The sequence below is a fragment of the Acidovorax sp. GW821-FHT10A04 genome (genome assembly GCF_059415825.1).
The window spans coordinates 89,949-105,220 of sequence record NZ_JBWKNZ010000008.1; the positions used below are offsets into that span (position 1 = coordinate 89,949).

Annotated in this window: 15 protein-coding genes; 12 read left to right on the plus strand and 3 right to left on the minus strand. The window is 69.2% G+C overall.

The genetic code is table 11. From position 1 onward, the window contains the following. Window positions 1–11 precede the first annotated feature (11 nt). Together AC07PF_RS17835 and AC07PF_RS17840 are read left to right on the plus strand one after the other, a co-directional pair. On the plus strand, window positions 12–1,478 hold the full coding sequence (locus AC07PF_RS17835; RefSeq protein WP_494612862.1) for a hypothetical protein: 1,467 nt from the start codon (window positions 12–14) through the stop codon (window positions 1,476–1,478). Between the two features lie 77 nt (window positions 1,479–1,555). Beyond that, entirely contained in the window at window positions 1,556–2,269 is a 714-nt protein-coding gene (locus tag AC07PF_RS17840) for a phosphoglycolate phosphatase (RefSeq protein ID WP_494612755.1), read from the plus strand. A gap of 7 nt (window positions 2,270–2,276) precedes the next feature. Here the strand turns inward: AC07PF_RS17840 and AC07PF_RS17845 are convergent, their stop codons facing one another. Next, on the minus strand, window positions 2,277–3,923 hold the full coding sequence (locus AC07PF_RS17845; protein WP_494612756.1) for a methyl-accepting chemotaxis protein: 1,647 nt from the start codon (window positions 3,921–3,923) through the stop codon (window positions 2,277–2,279). A 242-nt stretch (window positions 3,924–4,165) separates the two neighbouring features. After that, entirely contained in the window at window positions 4,166–4,756 is a 591-nt protein-coding gene (locus AC07PF_RS17850) for a chalcone isomerase family protein (protein ID WP_494606815.1), read from the minus strand. Window positions 4,757–5,108: 352 nt separating this feature from the next. Between AC07PF_RS17850 and trpE the strand changes: the two genes are divergently transcribed. The 7 genes from trpE to AC07PF_RS17885 all read left to right on the plus strand — a co-directional run bounded on the left by trpE (window position 5,109) and on the right by AC07PF_RS17885 (window position 10,865). Further along, entirely contained in the window at window positions 5,109–6,608 is a 1,500-nt protein-coding gene (gene trpE / locus AC07PF_RS17855) for an anthranilate synthase component I (protein ID WP_494606817.1), read from the plus strand. Continuing rightward, window positions 6,605–6,961, plus strand: coding sequence for a chorismate mutase (locus AC07PF_RS17860; RefSeq protein ID WP_494612757.1), 357 nt, complete (start codon window positions 6,605–6,607; stop codon window positions 6,959–6,961). The genes trpE and AC07PF_RS17860 overlap by 4 nt, the downstream gene beginning before the upstream one ends. After that, window positions 6,958–7,542: an aminodeoxychorismate/anthranilate synthase component II gene (locus tag AC07PF_RS17865; protein WP_145697075.1), complete on the plus strand. Its 585-nt coding sequence runs from the start codon at window positions 6,958–6,960 to the stop codon at window positions 7,540–7,542. The genes AC07PF_RS17860 and AC07PF_RS17865 overlap by 4 nt, the downstream gene beginning before the upstream one ends. Then, window positions 7,539–8,207, plus strand: a complete 669-nt coding sequence (locus AC07PF_RS17870; RefSeq protein ID WP_494612758.1) for a LysE family translocator — start codon at window positions 7,539–7,541, stop codon at window positions 8,205–8,207. Before AC07PF_RS17865 ends, AC07PF_RS17870 begins: the two co-directional genes overlap by 4 nt. A gap of 24 nt (window positions 8,208–8,231) precedes the next feature. Beyond that, complete coding sequence (gene trpD / locus AC07PF_RS17875) at window positions 8,232–9,269, plus strand: anthranilate phosphoribosyltransferase (RefSeq protein ID WP_007856678.1); 1,038 nt, start codon at window positions 8,232–8,234, stop codon at window positions 9,267–9,269. Window positions 9,270–9,331: 62 nt separating this feature from the next. Then, window positions 9,332–10,132 carry an indole-3-glycerol phosphate synthase TrpC gene (trpC, locus tag AC07PF_RS17880; RefSeq protein ID WP_494612759.1) on the plus strand — a complete coding sequence of 267 codons (801 nt, stop codon included), beginning with the start codon at window positions 9,332–9,334 and terminating at the stop codon, window positions 10,130–10,132. 22 nt (window positions 10,133–10,154) lie between these two features. Next, window positions 10,155–10,865 (plus strand): uracil-DNA glycosylase, encoded by a 711-nt coding sequence (locus AC07PF_RS17885; protein WP_494612760.1) that lies wholly within the window; start codon window positions 10,155–10,157, stop codon window positions 10,863–10,865. A 6-nt stretch (window positions 10,866–10,871) separates the two neighbouring features. On the opposite strand, the gene AC07PF_RS17890 is transcribed toward AC07PF_RS17885, so the two are convergent. After that, complete coding sequence (locus tag AC07PF_RS17890) at window positions 10,872–11,783, minus strand: LysR family transcriptional regulator (RefSeq protein ID WP_007860135.1); 912 nt, start codon at window positions 11,781–11,783, stop codon at window positions 10,872–10,874. A 204-nt stretch (window positions 11,784–11,987) separates the two neighbouring features. Here AC07PF_RS17890 and AC07PF_RS17895 point away from each other — a divergent pair, with 204 nt between their 5' ends. The 3 genes from AC07PF_RS17895 to AC07PF_RS17905 all read left to right on the plus strand — a co-directional run bounded on the left by AC07PF_RS17895 (window position 11,988) and on the right by AC07PF_RS17905 (window position 15,265). Next, complete coding sequence (locus AC07PF_RS17895; RefSeq protein ID WP_494606829.1) at window positions 11,988–12,971, plus strand: Bug family tripartite tricarboxylate transporter substrate binding protein; 984 nt, start codon at window positions 11,988–11,990, stop codon at window positions 12,969–12,971. Between the two features lie 8 nt (window positions 12,972–12,979). Next, window positions 12,980–14,590 carry a gamma-glutamyltransferase family protein gene (locus AC07PF_RS17900; protein ID WP_494612761.1) on the plus strand — a complete coding sequence of 537 codons (1,611 nt, stop codon included), beginning with the start codon at window positions 12,980–12,982 and terminating at the stop codon, window positions 14,588–14,590. Between the two features lie 105 nt (window positions 14,591–14,695). Further along, entirely contained in the window at window positions 14,696–15,265 is a 570-nt protein-coding gene (locus AC07PF_RS17905; protein ID WP_494612762.1) for a DUF2975 domain-containing protein, read from the plus strand. The last annotated feature ends 7 nt before the right edge of the window (window positions 15,266–15,272 follow it).

The following is a 15,272-nucleotide window of genomic DNA, read 5'->3' on the forward strand; positions in this document are numbered from 1 at the left end:
GTGCCGCCACCATGGTGGCCACCGCCGCCGTGCCCCCTGCGCCCCCAAGTGCCCTGGGCAGCGCCATCGTCGTGCAGGACCAGGCCGTGCTGCGCGCCGCACCGCGCGAATCGGCGCAGCAGCAGTCCGCGCTGTGGCAGGGCGAAGTGCTCGAAGTGCGCGGCGAGCGCCTCGATTACCTGCAGGTCTGGGACCACAAGCGCGAGCGCGGCGGCTTCATCCGCGCCAGTGAAGTGCGCCGTGTGGCGCTCGATGAAGCCGAAGGCCCGGCGCTGCTGTCGGTGCTGCGCTTCGTGCGCGACACCCCGGGTGCCGAAGCCCTGGGCATCGGCATCACCGCCGCCTACCTGCAGGCGGCCCCCGCCAGCGTGCTGGCCGGCGTGCAGGGCGCCCAGGCCTTCGACGCACTCGGCACGCTGGCCGACCGGCTGGCGCGCCGCGCCTCGGTCGCTGCGCCCGGCAAGGCCTCGGGCGCCACCTTGTCGGCGCACCTGGATGTCGCCAACGGCTACGGCGTGCGCTTCACGACCTACGAGGTCGAAGGCCGCATGCAGGTCTGCTACGACGGCGAGGCTTTCCGCCGCGTGCTGGCCATGCCCGTGGCCGATGCCGAGCAGCGCGCCCGCGCCGCCCTGGCCCTCACCCGCCCCGAGTGCGTGAACCCCGACCTGCCGCCGCACGAGCGGGCCCGTGTGCAGGCGTGGCAGTCCGAGGTGCTCGAACGCGTGGACGTGGCCGGCCTGCCCTCCTATGTGCGCAACCGCATCCAGATGCGCCGCGCCAGTGTGTGGAGTGCCCTGGCTTTCCAGCAGGCGCGCAAGGATGCCGCCGGTCCCGCAACGGCCGCCGCCGCATCGCGCGCCCTGGCCGAATTCGCCGGTGTCGCGAAGAACGACCTGCCCGACGAAGACCAGCCTGCGTACAACGATGCCGCCATGCGCGTGAGCGCCGTGCGCTGGGCCCTGGTCCCCACCAGCCTGCCCTCGGCCCAGGGCAACCGCCCGGGCATCGTGACCGAGCCCGGTGCGGCCGGCGAGACCTGCGTGCTGCTGGTGGATGCCCAGAAGGGTGTGAAGGCCCCGCTGGTGCGCCGCTGCACCTACGGCGTGGTCTGGACCGCTTCGGCCAGCGTGAACCGCGAGGGCACGGCCGTGGCACTGGCCGTGCAGCCCCTGGAGGGCTGGCGCGAGCTGTGGGTGATGCGCAAGACGGCCGAGGGCTGGCTGGTCGACGTGCTGCCCCCGGCCGCCACCGCGCCCGAGACCGGCGTGGCCGAGTGGGCCGGCTGGGTGCCCGGCGGCCAGCAGATGCTGGTGGCGCGCGAGGCGCGCGGCCAGGGCCGCTACCGCCGCAGCTTCGAGATCGTGCGCCTGGAAGGCCTGGCCACCGAGCGCGTGACGGGTGATGTGGCCGCACTGCCCTTGTTCCAGCGCTGGCAGGATCCGGCGTGGAAGCGCCAGACCCTCAGCTTGCGGTAAATGAGCCGCTTAAAATCCAGGCAGGCCGGGCACCACGCCCGGCTTTTTTTCATTTGCCTTTCCGAGGAGCCCTTCGCATGCTAGCACCGTCCCCCTTGTCCGCTCTGTTGTCCCGCGTGGACGCCGCCATCGTGGACCTGGACGGCACCATGGTGGACACGCTCGGGGACTTTGCCGAGGCGCTCAACCGCATGCTGCGCGAGCTGGCGCTGCCGGCCATTGGTGCCCAGCACATCGAGCACATGGTGGGCAAGGGGTCGGAGCATCTGCTGCGCTCGGTGCTGGCCCACGTGCTGGCATCGAAGGGCCAGGCTGTCGACGCGGCGCAGGTCGAGTCGCTGTACCCCGCGGCCTGGGCCAGCTACCAGAAGCACTACCTGGCCATCAACGGCCAGTACGCGCAGGTCTACCCCGGTGTGGTGGCGGGCCTGCAGGCGCTGCAGGCCGCGGGCTTGCGCCTGGCCTGCCTGACCAACAAGCCCACCGACTTTGCCGTGCCCCTGCTCCAGGCCAAGGGGCTCGATGGCTATTTTTCACAGGTCTTCGGTGGCGACAGCTTTGCGCGCAAGAAGCCCGATCCGCTGCCCCTGCTCAAGACCTGCGAGGCCCTGGGTACGGCACCCGCGCGCACGCTGATGCTGGGCGATTCGAGCAATGACGCGCAGGCCGCGCGCGCCGCCGGCTGCCCGGTGGTGCTGGTGACCTATGGCTACAACCACGGCCAGCCCGTGCGGGCCGTGGATGCCGATGGCTTTGTGGACGCGCTAGCGGAGTTCGCTGCCGCCGCCTGAGCCTGGCTCAGGCCGCGATGCGGCGCTGACCGTTCGCCGGCAGCAGGCGCGAGGCATTGCTGGCAGCGCGGGGCGCAGCAAGCGGCACAGCCTGCGCCCCACTGGCGTGGCCGGCGCCGAGGCGGAACACCGCCACCGCATCCACCAGCTGCCCGGCCTGGGTCTTCAGGCTGTCGGCCGCGGCCGCGCTCTGCTCCACCAGTGCGGCGTTCTGCTGCGTGGCCCGGTCCATCTGCATGATGGCTTCGCCCACCTGGCCCACGCCCGAGCTCTGCTCGCTGCTGGCGGCGCTGATCTCGCCCATGATGTCGGTCACGCGGCGGATCGATGCCACGACCTCGTTCATGGTGGCACCGGCCCTGTCCACCAGGGCGCTGCCGCGCTCCACGCGTTCCACGCTGGTGCCGATCAGGCCCTTGATCTCCTTGGCGGCCTCGGCGCTGCGCTGGGCCAGATTGCGCACCTCGCTGGCCACCACGGCAAAGCCCCGGCCCTGCTCGCCGGCGCGGGCGGCTTCCACGGCCGCATTGAGTGCCAGGATATTGGTCTGGAAGGCGATGCCGTCGATCACGCTGATGATGTCGGCGATCTTCCTGCTGCTGTCGTTGATGCCCTTCATGGTGTCCACCACCTCGGCCACGACCTGGCCACCCTGGATGGCGACGGTCGATGCGCTCATCGCCAGCTGGTTCGCCTGGCGCGCGTTGTCGGCGTTCTGGCGCACGGTGGAGCCCAGTTCCTCCATCGAGGCGGCGGTCTCTTCGAGCGCGCTGGCCTGCTGCTCGGTGCGCGCCGACAGGTCGTTGTTGCCCGAGGCGATCTCGGCGCTGGCCGTGGCCACGCCCTCGGCGCTGTGGCGCACGTTGCCGACGATGGTGGCCAGGCGCGATTGCATGGCGGCCAGGGCCTGCAACAGCTGGCCGGTCTCGTCGTTGTGCGTGGTGGCGATGGGGTGGGTCAGGTCGCCATCGGCAATGCTTTCGGCGGCCTGCCGGCCCAGTTGCACCGGCCGCACGATGGAGCGCGTGACGGTGAAGGCCAGCAGAGCGCCCAGCGCCACGGCGATCAAGGTGCCCACGCCCAGCAGCACCTGGCTGGCCCGGGCCAGTGCCGCCGTGTCGCTTTGGCTCGCAGCCAGCTGCGTGGCCATGGCCGTGCGCAGGTCATCGAGGGATTTGAGGTACCGGTCCGCCAGGGGGCGCAGGTCCTTGTCCACAAGCGTGGGCACATTCGGCTCGCCACCGCGGTGCAGCTCGCGGATCTCGGCGAGCTTGTCGCCATAGGCCTTGCTGGCCGTGGCGATGGTGGCCAGTTGGGCGCGGTTCTTCTCGCCCTGCACCAGGCCTTCGATGCGCTTGACCTTGGCCTCGATGCCCTGGGCCGTGGCCTGCGTGTCGGCGGTGAGCTTTTCCATGTAGTCGCGGTCGATGGCCTTGAGGAAGGCCTCGGTGCGCACCCAGTTCAGCCGGATGTCGGCAGCCCAGTTCTCCACCAGGGTCTGCTGCTCGATCTCCTGCGTGGCCACGCGTTCGCTCGCGCTGTTCAGGCTGGCGATGCGCCACATGCCGGTGGCTGCAATGAGCGCCGTGATGAGCAGGATGGCGCCAAAGGACAGGCCCAGGCGCAGGCCGACGGAAAGGTTGCTTGGTTTCATGGTGTGCTCAGGCGCGCGAACGGTGGTGCAAGGTCAAAGGGCGAGGGGTTGCGGGCGGATCGCTGCTGGGCGCGGGTGGCGCAAAGAAGGCCCGGCCGCAGCGTGCTGCGGATGGCGGCACGTGCACGCGGCCGGGGCTTGGAACAGGTCTTGGAAGGTTACGCCTGCGGTTTGCAGGCGCGGTGTCTGCCGGGTGACACAAGCGGGTAGGTGCTTTCCCGGGAGGGGTTGCGCGATGGGGCTCAGCCGGGCTGCTTGCCCAGGAGCGCGTCCTTGAGCTTCCAGTCGGCCGGCGCATTGCCCAGCCAGATGCCTAGCAGGGCGTTGAAGAATTCGGGCTCCTTGAACGGTTCGCCCTGGGGCTTGCCCTTGACGGTGATCACCGTGCCGGTGCCGGGAATCCAGTCGACCTGGAACTGGTCGCCGGCCATGAGCTTCTTGTGGTCCGAGAAGATCTGGCTCATGCGCATCACGCCGGGGATCAGCTTGGAGAAGGCCGCGCGGTCCATGTTGTCCTCCATACCCCGCGAGAACAGCTTGCCCAGTTCGGTCGAGTCGATCTCGCGCAGCATGGTGATGCTCATGCGCTTGGGGCCCTTCTGGCTCGCCACTTCCTGCGGCGTGCCGGCCTTCTTCTCCAGGTACAGCCCGGCGGTATAGACCTTGAACACCGCCTTGTAGCGCACGCCCGCACCATTGAGCTGCAAGGTGCTGTCGGCCACCTGGGTGGTCTCGTCGTACTTCACGTTGGACACCGTGATGGGCTGGGCCATGGCGGCCCCGGCCAGAAGGCATGCGGCGGCGAGTGCAGCGCATCGCACCAGGTTTCTCATGCTTGTCTCCTCAAAATAGAACGCTCGTTCGTTTCTAATTGTTGCAAGACCGCGGTGCGGGCGCAACAGGGTTTTCGAGTGGTCCTTCATGGTGATTGCATGGCAAAAAACCGAAAGCTCCAAGACCTTTGCTACACTTTGGCCCATGTTCATTCACCACGTGTTCATCACAGGTTGCAGCGACCGGGGAGCCTGGCCCTGGCGTCAGCCTGTCCGCCTGAACGCCTGATGGCACCTGGGCAGTCCGCCCCAGCGTGCACCCGTGGCCCTTGTCAGGGCCGATTGAATGAACCGCAGCGCCCCCAATGCCCATTGGCGGGGATACGCGCTGTGACAGCTGGGAGCTCTCCCCGTGATCACTGAACTTGAATTCAAAAGCCTGGCCAGCGAAGGCTACAACCGCATTCCGCTCATGGCAGAGGCCTTTGCGGACCTGGAAACCCCGCTCTCGCTCTACCTGAAGCTGGCGCGCGCCAAGGAGGGCGGCAAGCACAGCTTCCTGCTCGAATCCGTGGTGGGCGGCGAGCGCTTCGGGCGCTACAGCTTCATCGGCCTGCCCGCGCGCACCCTGCTGCGTGCCAGCGGCTTCGGCGCCGCGGCGCGCACCGAGGTCGTCACCGATGGCCAGGTGGTCGAGACCGCCGAGGGCAACCCGCTCGACTTCGTCGCGGCCTACCAGAAGCGCTTCAAGGTCGCGCTGCGTCCCGGCCTGCCGCGCTTCTGTGGCGGCCTGGCCGGCTACTTTGGCTACGACGCCGTGCGCTACATCGAGAAGAAGCTCGAAAACTCCTGCCCGCCCGACACGCTGGGCTGCCCCGACATCCTGCTGCTGCAGTGCGAGGAGCTGGCGGTCATCGACAACCTCTCGGGCAAGCTCTACCTCATCGTCTACGCCGACCCCGCGACGCCCGAGGCCTATGCCAAGGCCAAGAAGCGCCTGCGCGAGCTCAAGGAGCAGCTCAAATACTCGGTGAGCGCCCCCGTGGTCAAGCCCACCGAGAGCCACCCGGCCCAGCGCGACTTCGCCAAGGCCGACTACCTGGCCGCCGTGGACCGGGCCAAGGAGCTGATCGCCGCCGGCGACTTCATGCAGGTGCAGGTGGGCCAGCGCATCCACAAGCGCTACACCGAAAGCCCGCTGTCGCTGTACCGCGCGCTGCGCTCGCTCAACCCCTCGCCGTACATGTATTTCTACGACTTCGGCGACTTCCACGTGGTGGGCGCCAGCCCCGAGATCCTGGTGCGCCAGGAGAGCACGCCGGACGGGCAGAAGATCACCATCCGCCCGCTGGCCGGCACCCGCCCGCGCGGTGCCACGCCCGAGAAGGACAAGGCCGCCGAGGTCGAACTCATCAACGACCCCAAGGAGCGCGCCGAGCACGTGATGCTGATCGACCTGGCGCGCAACGACATCGGCCGCATCGCCAAGACCGGCACCGTGAAGGTGACCGAGGCCTTCGCGGTGGAGCGCTACAGCCACGTGATGCACATCGTGAGCAACGTCGAAGGCCTCCTGAACGACGGCATGACCGCCATCGACGTCCTCAAGGCCACCTTCCCGGCGGGCACGCTCACCGGCGCCCCCAAGGTGCATGCCATGGAGCTCATCGACCAGCTCGAACCCACCAAGCGCGGCCTGTACGGCGGCGCCTGCGGCTACCTGAGCTATGCCGGCGACATGGACGTGGCCATCGCCATCCGCACCGGCATCGTCAAGAACGGCACGCTCTACGTGCAGGCCGCGGCCGGCGTGGTGGCCGACTCGGTGCCCGAGCTCGAATGGAAGGAGACCGAGCACAAGGCCCGCGCGCTGCTGCGCGCCGCCGAACTGGTCGAGGAGGGCCTGGAATGAGCCGCGCCATCGAGCAGGTGCAGCACTGCACCACCATGGCCGAGGTGCGCCGCCAGATCGACGCGCTCGACGACATCCTCGTGCCGCTGCTGGTGCAGCGCACGGGCTACATGACGCAGGCCGCGCGCATCAAGCAGGCCGACCACCAGGTGCGCGACGAGGCCCGCATACAGGCCATCGTGGACCGGGTGCGCGAGCGCGCCCTGGCCCAGGGCGGCCAGCCCGACGTCATGGAAACCATCTACCGCGGCATCATGGAAGCCTCCATTGCCCACGAACACCGCGAGTTCGCGCGCCTGCGCGCCGGGCACGCCAGCGAAGCGGGCGCACAGACCGCAGGGAGCGCAGCATGAAACTCTTGATGGTCGACAACTACGACAGCTTCACCTACAACATCGTGCAGTACTTCGGCGAGCTCGGTGCCGAGGTCGAGGTGCACCGCAACGACGAGATCACGGTCGACGAGATCGCCCAGCGCCTGGCCGCCGGCCAGCTCGACCGGCTGGTGATCTCGCCCGGCCCCTGCTCGCCGGCCGAGGCCGGCATCTCGGTGGCCGCGATCCAGCACTTCGCAGGCCAGTTGCCCATCCTGGGCGTGTGCCTTGGCCACCAGGCCATCGGCGCGGCCTTCGGCGGCACCATCGTGCGCGCGCAGCAGCTCATGCACGGCAAGACCAGCGTCATCACCACCACGCAGCAGGGTGTGTTCGCCGGCCTGCCCGAGCAGTTCACCGTCAACCGCTACCACTCGCTGTCCATCGAGCGCGCCAGCTGCCCCGAGGTGCTGGCCGTGACCGCCTGGACCGATGACGGCGAAATCATGGGCGTGCGCCACAAGACGCTGGACATCGAGGGCGTGCAGTTCCACCCCGAGAGCATCCTCACCGAGCACGGCCACGCCATGCTCAAGAACTTCCTGGAGCCCCGGCCATGATCATCGAGACGCACCAACTGCTGATGTTCATCGCGGCCGGCTGGCTGCTCAACCTGACGCCGGGCCCCGACGTGCTCTACATCGTCTCCAACGCGCTGCGTTCGGGCACGCGCGCGGGCATCGTGGCGGGCCTCGGTATCACGGCCGGCTGCTTCGTGCACATCTTCGCGGCTGCCGTCGGCGTGGGCGCGCTGCTGGCCGCGTCGGCCACGGCCTTCACCGTACTCAAGCGGGTGGGCGCGGCCTACCTGCTGTGGATGGGTGTGCGCATGCTGTTCGCCAAGGCCTCGGGCGACGGTGGCAGCGGTGCCGCCATCGCCGCGGCACCGGCCGCGCCCGCTGTGGCCGTGTCGCTGCGCAGCGTGTTCCTGGGCGGCTTCTGGACGAATGTGCTCAACCCCAAGGTGGCCATCTTCTTCCTGGCCTTCGTGCCGCAGTTCATCGCGCCGGGCACGGACAGCAAGGCGCTGGCCTTCGTGCTGCTCGGGGTGCTGTTCAACCTCAACGCCATTCCCGTCAACATCGGCTGGGCCCTGGCCGCCGGCTGGATGGCGCGCCGCGTGGGCGCCGTGCAGCGCGGCATGCACTGGCTCGACCGTATCGCCGGGGCGATGTTCATCGGCTTTGGCCTCAAGCTGGCCTTCTCGGACCGGCCTGCTCCCTAAGAATCACCAGGAGACGGAGATACCATGTCCATCACCCCCCAGGAAGCGCTGCAGCGCACCATCGAACACCGCGAAATCTTCCACGACGAGATGCTGCACCTGATGCGCATGGTCATGAGCGGCGAGCTCTCGCCCGTCATGACCGCGGCCATCATCACCGGCCTGCGCGTGAAGAAGGAAACCATCGGCGAGATCACGGCCGCCGCGCAGGTCATGCGCGAGTTTTCCACCAAGGTCCACGTGCCCGACAGCACGCACCTGGTGGACATCGTGGGCACCGGCGGCGACGGGGCCAACACCTTCAACATCTCCACCTGCTCGATGTTCGTGGCCGCCGCCGCGGGCGCCAAGGTCAGCAAGCACGGTGGCCGTGGCGTGTCGAGCAAGAGCGGCAGCGCCGACGTGATGGAGGCCCTGGGCATCCACATCAACCTCACGCCCGAAGCGATTGCCCAATGCATCGCCGAGGTGGGCATCGGCTTCATGTTCGCGCCCAACCACCACCCGGCCATGAAGAACGTGGCGCCCGTGCGCCGCGAGCTCGGCGTGCGCACCATCTTCAACATCCTGGGCCCGCTGACCAACCCGGCCGGCGCGCCCAACATCCTCATGGGCGTGTTCCACCCCGACCTGGTCGGTATCCAGGTGCGTGCCCTGCAGCGCCTGGGCGCCGAGCATGCGCTCGTGGTGTATGGCCGCGACGGCATGGACGAAGTGAGCCTGGGCGCCGCCACCCTGGTGGGCGAGTTGAAGAACGGCCAGATCACCGAGTACGAGGTGCATCCCGAGGACTTCGGCCTGTCCATGGCCAGCAACCGCGCGCTCAAGGTGGAAACCCCCGAGCAGTCGCGCGAGATGCTGATCGGCGTGCTCAAGGGCGAGCCCGGCGCCGCGCAGGACATCGTCTGCCTGAACGCGGGCGCCGCGCTGTACGCCGCCAACGTGGCCAGCTCCATCGCCGACGGCCTGCACAAGGCGCGCGCCGCGATCGCCTCGGGCGCCGCGCTGGCACGCCTGGAGCAACTGGTGGCGCGCACGCACGCGCTGGCCGTGCCCGCCTGACCGCACGCACCGCCGGGCACCTGTCCGGCGGTTTTTTACTTTCGCTTTTAGCATTGCCCACCATGTCCGACATCCTCAACAAGATCGTTGCCGTCAAGCACGAAGAAGTGGCAGCCGCCGTCAAACGCATGCCTCTGGCCGCGATGCGCGCCGACGCCGAGAGCCGCGTGCTCACGCGCGACTTCGAGGGCGCGCTGCGCGCCAAGATCGCCCGGGGCCATGCGGCCGTGATCGCCGAGGTCAAGAAGGCCAGCCCGAGCAAGGGCGTGCTGCGCGCCGACTTCATCCCGGCCGACATCGCCCAGAGCTATGCCGACGGCGATGGCACGGTGAGCGCGGCCTGCCTATCGGTGCTGACCGACAAGCAGTTCTTCCAGGGCAGCGTGGACTACCTCAAGCAGGCACGCGCCAGCTGCCAGCTGCCCGTGCTGCGCAAGGACTTCATGGTCGATGCCTACCAGATCTACGAATCGCGGGCCATGGGCGCCGATGCCATTTTGCTGATCGCGGCCAGCCTGGACGATGCGCAGATGGCCGACTTCGAGGCCATCGCCCGCAGCCTGGACATGGCGGTGCTGGTGGAAGTGCACGACGCGGCCGAACTGGATCGCGCCCTCAAGCTCAAGACGCGGCTGGTGGGCATCAACAACCGCAACCTGCGCACCTTCGAGGTGTCGCTGCAGACCACGCTGGACCTGCAGAAGAATGTGCCGGCCGACCGCCTGCTGGTCACCGAGTCCGGCATTCTTTCGCCGGCCGACGTGAAGACCATGCGCGATGCGGGCGTGAACGCCTTCCTCGTGGGCGAGGCCTTCATGCGTGCCAAGGAGCCCGGCGAGGCCCTGGCCAAGCTGTTCGGCTGATCCAGTGCGGGGCTAGTGAGTCATGACCGAAGCCACCCAACTGCAAAGCGCCGATCCGGCCGATTGGCCCGTGGCACCGGGCTGGCAGCCGCTGGTCGATGCCTTCTTCGCCGGTGCCCGCGGGCAGGCGCTGCGGGCCTACCTGCAACAACGCCTGGATGCCGGCGCCGCCATCTTCCCGCCCAAGCCGCTGCGTGCGCTGGAGCTGACGCCGCCCGAGCAGGTGCGCGTGGTCATCCTCGGCCAGGACCCGTACCACGGGCGCGGCCAGGCCGAGGGCCTGGCGTTCTCGGTGGCGCCGGGGGTGCAACTGCCGCCCTCGCTGCGCAACATCTTCAAGGAGATGCAGCGCGACCTGGGCACTGCCTTTCCTGCCTGGCCCGAGCCGGGCGGCAGCCTGGTCAAATGGGCGAAGAACGGCGTGCTGCTGCTCAACACCGGCCTCACGGTCGAAGAGGGCCAGGCCGCCAGCCACTCCGGCAAGGGCTGGGAGGAGTTGACCGACGCCGTGATCCGCCACGTGGCCGAGGGCGGGCGCCCGGTGGTGTTCATGCTCTGGGGCTCGCATGCCCAGTCCAAGCGCGCATGGATCCCGGCCGACCGCGGACACCTGGTGCTGACCTCCAACCACCCTTCGCCGCTGTCGGCGCTGCGCCCCCCCGTGCCCTTCATCGGCAACGGCCACTTCGGCAAGGCGCGGGAATTTCGCCAACAGCACGAAGAGCGGGGCTGACGCCCCCTACCAGGGGCCGGGCAGCCTTGCCTTGAGCAAGTCCAGAAAGGCCTGGGCAGCCATGGGCAGGCTGCGGCCTGCGAGGGTCTGCAGTTCCAGGTCGCGCAGGTCCATGCCCTGGTCGCTGATGGGCAGGGCCACGATGGCACCGGCGGCCACCAGGTGGCGTGCCGCGATCTCGCTGGACACCGACAGCCCTCCCCCGTTCGCGACGAAGTTGAGCATGGTCTTGGCGTGGTTGCTCACCAGCACCGGCGCGAGCTGCAGCCCCTGGCGGCTGCAGACGATGTCGATCATCTGGCGGATGGTGGTCTCGGGCGGCGGCAGGGCCAGCGGGTACTGCCCCATGCGTGCCAGGGTCACGCTCGCCGCAGCGGCCAGTGGGTGGCCGGGTGGCACCAGGGCCAGCACCGGCGCCGTCTGGCGGTAAGACACCTCGATGTCCTTGTGCGGTGCGCGGCTGAAGCACAGGCCGATGTCCGCCGCACCGCTGCGCACCGCATCGGGCACCTGGGCCGTGGGCAGGGACTGCACCTCGAACTGGATGCCGGTGTGCGTGCGCTGGAACTCCACGCACAGCCGCGGCACCAGTTCGTTGGCAAACGCATCCGAGGTGGCCAGGCGCACCTGGCCGGCACGCAGGCCCTGCAGCGCGCCGATCTCGCCGAGCGCCCGTTCGGCGTCGAGCACCGTGCGGCGCGCATGCGTGGCCAGGATCTCGCCGGCTGCCGTGAGCACCATGCCGCGCGGATGGCGCTCGAACAGCGGCGTGCCCAGCTGCGCTTCGAGCCCGGCGATCTGCCGGCTCAGGGCCGAGGCGGCCACGTGCAGCCGCGCCGAGGCCTCGGTGAGCGAGCCGCTTTGCGCCACTTCGAGGAAGTAGCGCAGGGCCGTGTCTTGCAGGAGTTGGGCACGCATGGGGTGGGTCGTGGTGAGGTTTGCCGTAGATCATCTCAAAAAGCGAGGCACTTTGCCGTGGCGGCAAACCAATTTGCTGATTTGGTGGTGGTCATACGACCGCCATGTTCCTAAGATGAAGCCCATGGCGGCGCCCGCCCGCGGGTTTCCAGCGGCATGGCGCGCCTGCCCGTTTCTGTTCCCGTCTTTACTGGAGTGCTTCGTATGCGTCTTTTGTCCTGGGGCCGTAGCGTGCTCGGCCTGGCCTGTCTGGTGGCGGTGTGTGCTTGCGCGCACGCGCAGTCCAACTGGCCCGACCGTCCGGTGCGGGTGATCGTGCCCTTCCCGGCCAGCGGTGCCACCGACCTCGTGGCCCGCGTGGTCGCGCAGCGCGTGGCGCAGGACCTGGGCCAGCAGATGGTGGTGGACAACCGCCCCGGCGCGGGCGGCACCATCGGTTCGGCCGAAGCCGCCAAGGCGCAGCCCGACGGCTACACGCTGCTGCTCACCACGAGCAGCACCCACGCCATCTCGCCGCACCTGATGCCGCGCCTGGCCTACGACGCGCGCAAGGACTTCACGCCCGTCGCCCACCTGGCCGACGCGCCCAGCGTGCTGCTGGTGACCAACTCGTTGCCGGTGAAGACCGTGGGCGAGCTCATCACCTACGCCAAGACCCACCCCGGCAAGCTCAACTACGCCACCAGCGGCAATGGCACCATCGTGCACCTGAACGCTGCGGCCTTCAGCGCCCAGGCCGGCGTGGAGATGACCCACGTGCCCTACAAGGGCACGGCCCTGGCCATCCCCGACCTCGTGGCCGGGCAGACGCATGTGCTGTTCGACTCCCTGCCCACCGGCATGCCGCACGTCAAGAACGGCCGCCTGCGCGCCCTGGCCGTGACCAGCGAAAAGCGCAGCGCGCTCGCGCCCGAACTGCCCACCATGGCCGAGTCGGGCCTGCCCGGCTATTCGTCCGTGACCTGGTTCGGCGTCTACCTGCCGGCCGGTGCCAAGCCGGAGCTGGTGGACCGCGTGCACAAGGCCTTCGCCAAGGCCATGCAGTCGGCCGAAGTGGCCGAAGGCCTGGCCAAGCTCGGCGTGGAACCCGCCGCGCCCAGCACGCCCGCCAAGTTCGCGGCCATGGTGCAGGCCGACAGCGCCCGCTGGGCCACGGTGATCCGCCAGCACAAGATTTCTTTGGAGTGAGCTATCCGATGACTGCACCCACCACGGGCCTGGACTGGGCTCTTCCCTACGCATCGAACCGCAGCGCGGTGATGGGCCGCAACGTGGTCTCCACCTCGCAGCCCCTGGCCGCGCAGGCGGGCCTGCGCATGCTGCTGGCCGGCGGCAATGCCGTGGACGCGGCCATCGCTGCCGCCATGGCGCTGACCGTGGTCGAGCCCACGGGCTGCGGCCTGGGCAGCGACGGCTTCGCCATCGTCTGGGACGGCAAGGAGCTGCACGGCCTGAATGCCTCGGGCCGCTCGCCCGCCGCCTGGAACCCTGCCTACTTCGCCGAGCGCGGCGGCCTGCCCGAGACAGGCTGGAATGCCGTCACCGTGCCCGGTGCGGTATCCGCCTGGGTGGCACTGTCCAAGCGCATGGGCAAGCTGCCTTTCGCCAAGCTGGCCGAGCCTGCCATCGACTATGCGCGCAACGGCTTCCCCGTCTCGCCCACCATCGCCCGCCTGTGGGCCCTGGGGGCCGCCAAGCTCGGTGCCCAGCCGGGCTTTGCCGAGTGCTTCATGCCAGGCGGCCGTGCGCCGCGTGCGGGTGAGATCTTCCGCAGCGAGGCCCATGCGCGCACACTGGAGCTGATCGCCCAGACCGAGGGCGAAGCCTTCTACCGTGGCGAGCTCGCACGCCAGATGGTGGCGCACGCCCGCGCCAACGGTGGCGCCATGACCGAGGACGACCTCGCCTCGCACCAGGCCGACTGGGTGGGCACCGTGAGCCAGCGCTTCGGTGATTCGGTGATCCACGAGATCCCGCCCAACGGCCAGGGCATCGCCACGCTGATGGCACTGGGCATGCTCGAATCCCATGGCATCGGCGGCCAGCCGCTGGACCATGTGGACACGGTGCACGCCAGCATCGAGGCCATGAAGCTCGCGCTGGCCGACCTGCACGAGTACAACGCCGACATCGACGCCATGCAGAAGGTGACGCCGCGCGACCTGCTCGACGAGGCTTATCTCCAGCAGCGTGCGCAACTGATCGACGCCGCCCAGGCCGGCGACCCCGGCCACGGCACGCCGCGCCCCGGTGGCACGGTGTACCTGGCGGCCGCCGATGCCTCGGGCATGATGGTCTCCTTCATCCAGTCCAACTACATGGGCTTTGGCTCGGGCGTGGTCGTGCCGGGCACCGGCATCAGCCTGCAGAACCGGGGCCACGGCTTCACCCTGGAGCCCGGCCACGCCAACGAGGTGGGCCCGCGCAAGCGCCCCTCGCACACCATCATTCCGGCGTTTGCCATGCATGCCGACGGCACGCCGCAGATGGCCTTCGGCGTGATGGGCGGCCCCATGCAGTCGCAGGGCCACCTGCAGATGGCCCTGCGCGTGCTGCGCTACGGCCAGAACCCCCAGGCCGCAGCCGACGCGCCGCGCTGGCGCGTGACCGGCGGCAAGGGCGTGGCGGTGGAGCCGGCCTTCGACCCCGCCGTGGTGGCTGCGCTGCGCGCGCGCGGCCACGAGGTCACGGTGGAAGAGGGCAACGGCGTCTTCGCCTTCGGCGGCGCCCAGCTGGTGCTGCGCCAGGGCGAGAGCTATGTGGCGGGTTCCGATCCGCGCAAGGACGGGCACGCGGTCGCATTCTGACCCCCATCGCACGCCGGCCTGTGCCCAGGGCGGGGTGATTGCCTCGATGGATTTCTGTATGGCAGAATATTGTTATTGTTTTACAGAAAAAACGAGGCAATTCCCATGGCATCCATCCAGAGCCCGGCGTTTCGGCGCCTGTCGCGGGGGCTGCACGCGCTGACCCTGCTGTGCGCCCTGGCCGGCGTGTGCTTTTCCGTGGCCCGCTGGCTGCTGCTGGGCCGGGGCGAGCCGGGCGGTTTGGCGCAGATGCTGCTGCCCGCGCAGGCGCTGCAGGTGGGCATCGGCGCCCCGGCTCAGATCGACGCGGCCTGGCGCCTCGTGGGCCTGGCCATCGAGGGCCTGCCGACCGCCGCCATGCTGTTCACCGTCTGGTGCCTGCACCGCATCTGCAGCGCCTTCCTGCGCGGCGAGGTGTTCGGGCCGGCGGTGGTGCGCGGCTTTCGCGGCGTGGGCTGGGGTTTCATCGCCATGTTCGCGGCCTCGCTGGTGCACGGCGCGGCCGTGACTGCGCTGCTGTCCTGGCTGGCCTCGGGCCAGCGTGGCGGGCAGGTGGCGCTGTCGGTGGGCTCGTTCGAGATGAGCGTGCTGATCGTCGGCCTCATGATGCTGCTGCTGGCCCATGTGATGGCCGAAGGTCAGCGCTTGCAGGAGGAATCGAGTGCTTTCGTCTGACCGCGCC

Excerpts from the sequence above, each read along its gene's own strand:
- AC07PF_RS17890 (WP_007860135.1), bottom strand. The coding sequence starts at position 11,783 with ATGCGTGCCCAACTCCTGCAAGACACGGCCCTGCGCTACTTCCTCGAA.
- AC07PF_RS17835 (WP_494612862.1), top strand. The coding sequence starts at position 12 with ATGGTGGCCACCGCCGCCGTGCCCCCTGCGCCCCCAAGTGCCCTGGGC.
- AC07PF_RS17895 (WP_494606829.1), top strand. The coding sequence starts at position 11,988 with ATGCGTCTTTTGTCCTGGGGCCGTAGCGTGCTCGGCCTGGCCTGTCTG.
- AC07PF_RS17870 (WP_494612758.1), top strand. The coding sequence starts at position 7,539 with ATGATCATCGAGACGCACCAACTGCTGATGTTCATCGCGGCCGGCTGG.
- trpD (WP_007856678.1), top strand. The coding sequence starts at position 8,232 with ATGTCCATCACCCCCCAGGAAGCGCTGCAGCGCACCATCGAACACCGC.
- AC07PF_RS17860 (WP_494612757.1), top strand. The coding sequence starts at position 6,605 with ATGAGCCGCGCCATCGAGCAGGTGCAGCACTGCACCACCATGGCCGAG.
- AC07PF_RS17905 (WP_494612762.1), top strand. The coding sequence starts at position 14,696 with ATGGCATCCATCCAGAGCCCGGCGTTTCGGCGCCTGTCGCGGGGGCTG.
- AC07PF_RS17840 (WP_494612755.1), top strand. The coding sequence starts at position 1,556 with ATGCTAGCACCGTCCCCCTTGTCCGCTCTGTTGTCCCGCGTGGACGCC.
- AC07PF_RS17865 (WP_145697075.1), top strand. The coding sequence starts at position 6,958 with ATGAAACTCTTGATGGTCGACAACTACGACAGCTTCACCTACAACATC.
- AC07PF_RS17900 (WP_494612761.1), top strand. The coding sequence starts at position 12,980 with ATGACTGCACCCACCACGGGCCTGGACTGGGCTCTTCCCTACGCATCG.
- trpC (WP_494612759.1), top strand. The coding sequence starts at position 9,332 with ATGTCCGACATCCTCAACAAGATCGTTGCCGTCAAGCACGAAGAAGTG.
- AC07PF_RS17850 (WP_494606815.1), bottom strand. The coding sequence starts at position 4,756 with ATGAGAAACCTGGTGCGATGCGCTGCACTCGCCGCCGCATGCCTTCTG.
- AC07PF_RS17845 (WP_494612756.1), bottom strand. The coding sequence starts at position 3,923 with ATGAAACCAAGCAACCTTTCCGTCGGCCTGCGCCTGGGCCTGTCCTTT.
- AC07PF_RS17885 (WP_494612760.1), top strand. The coding sequence starts at position 10,155 with ATGACCGAAGCCACCCAACTGCAAAGCGCCGATCCGGCCGATTGGCCC.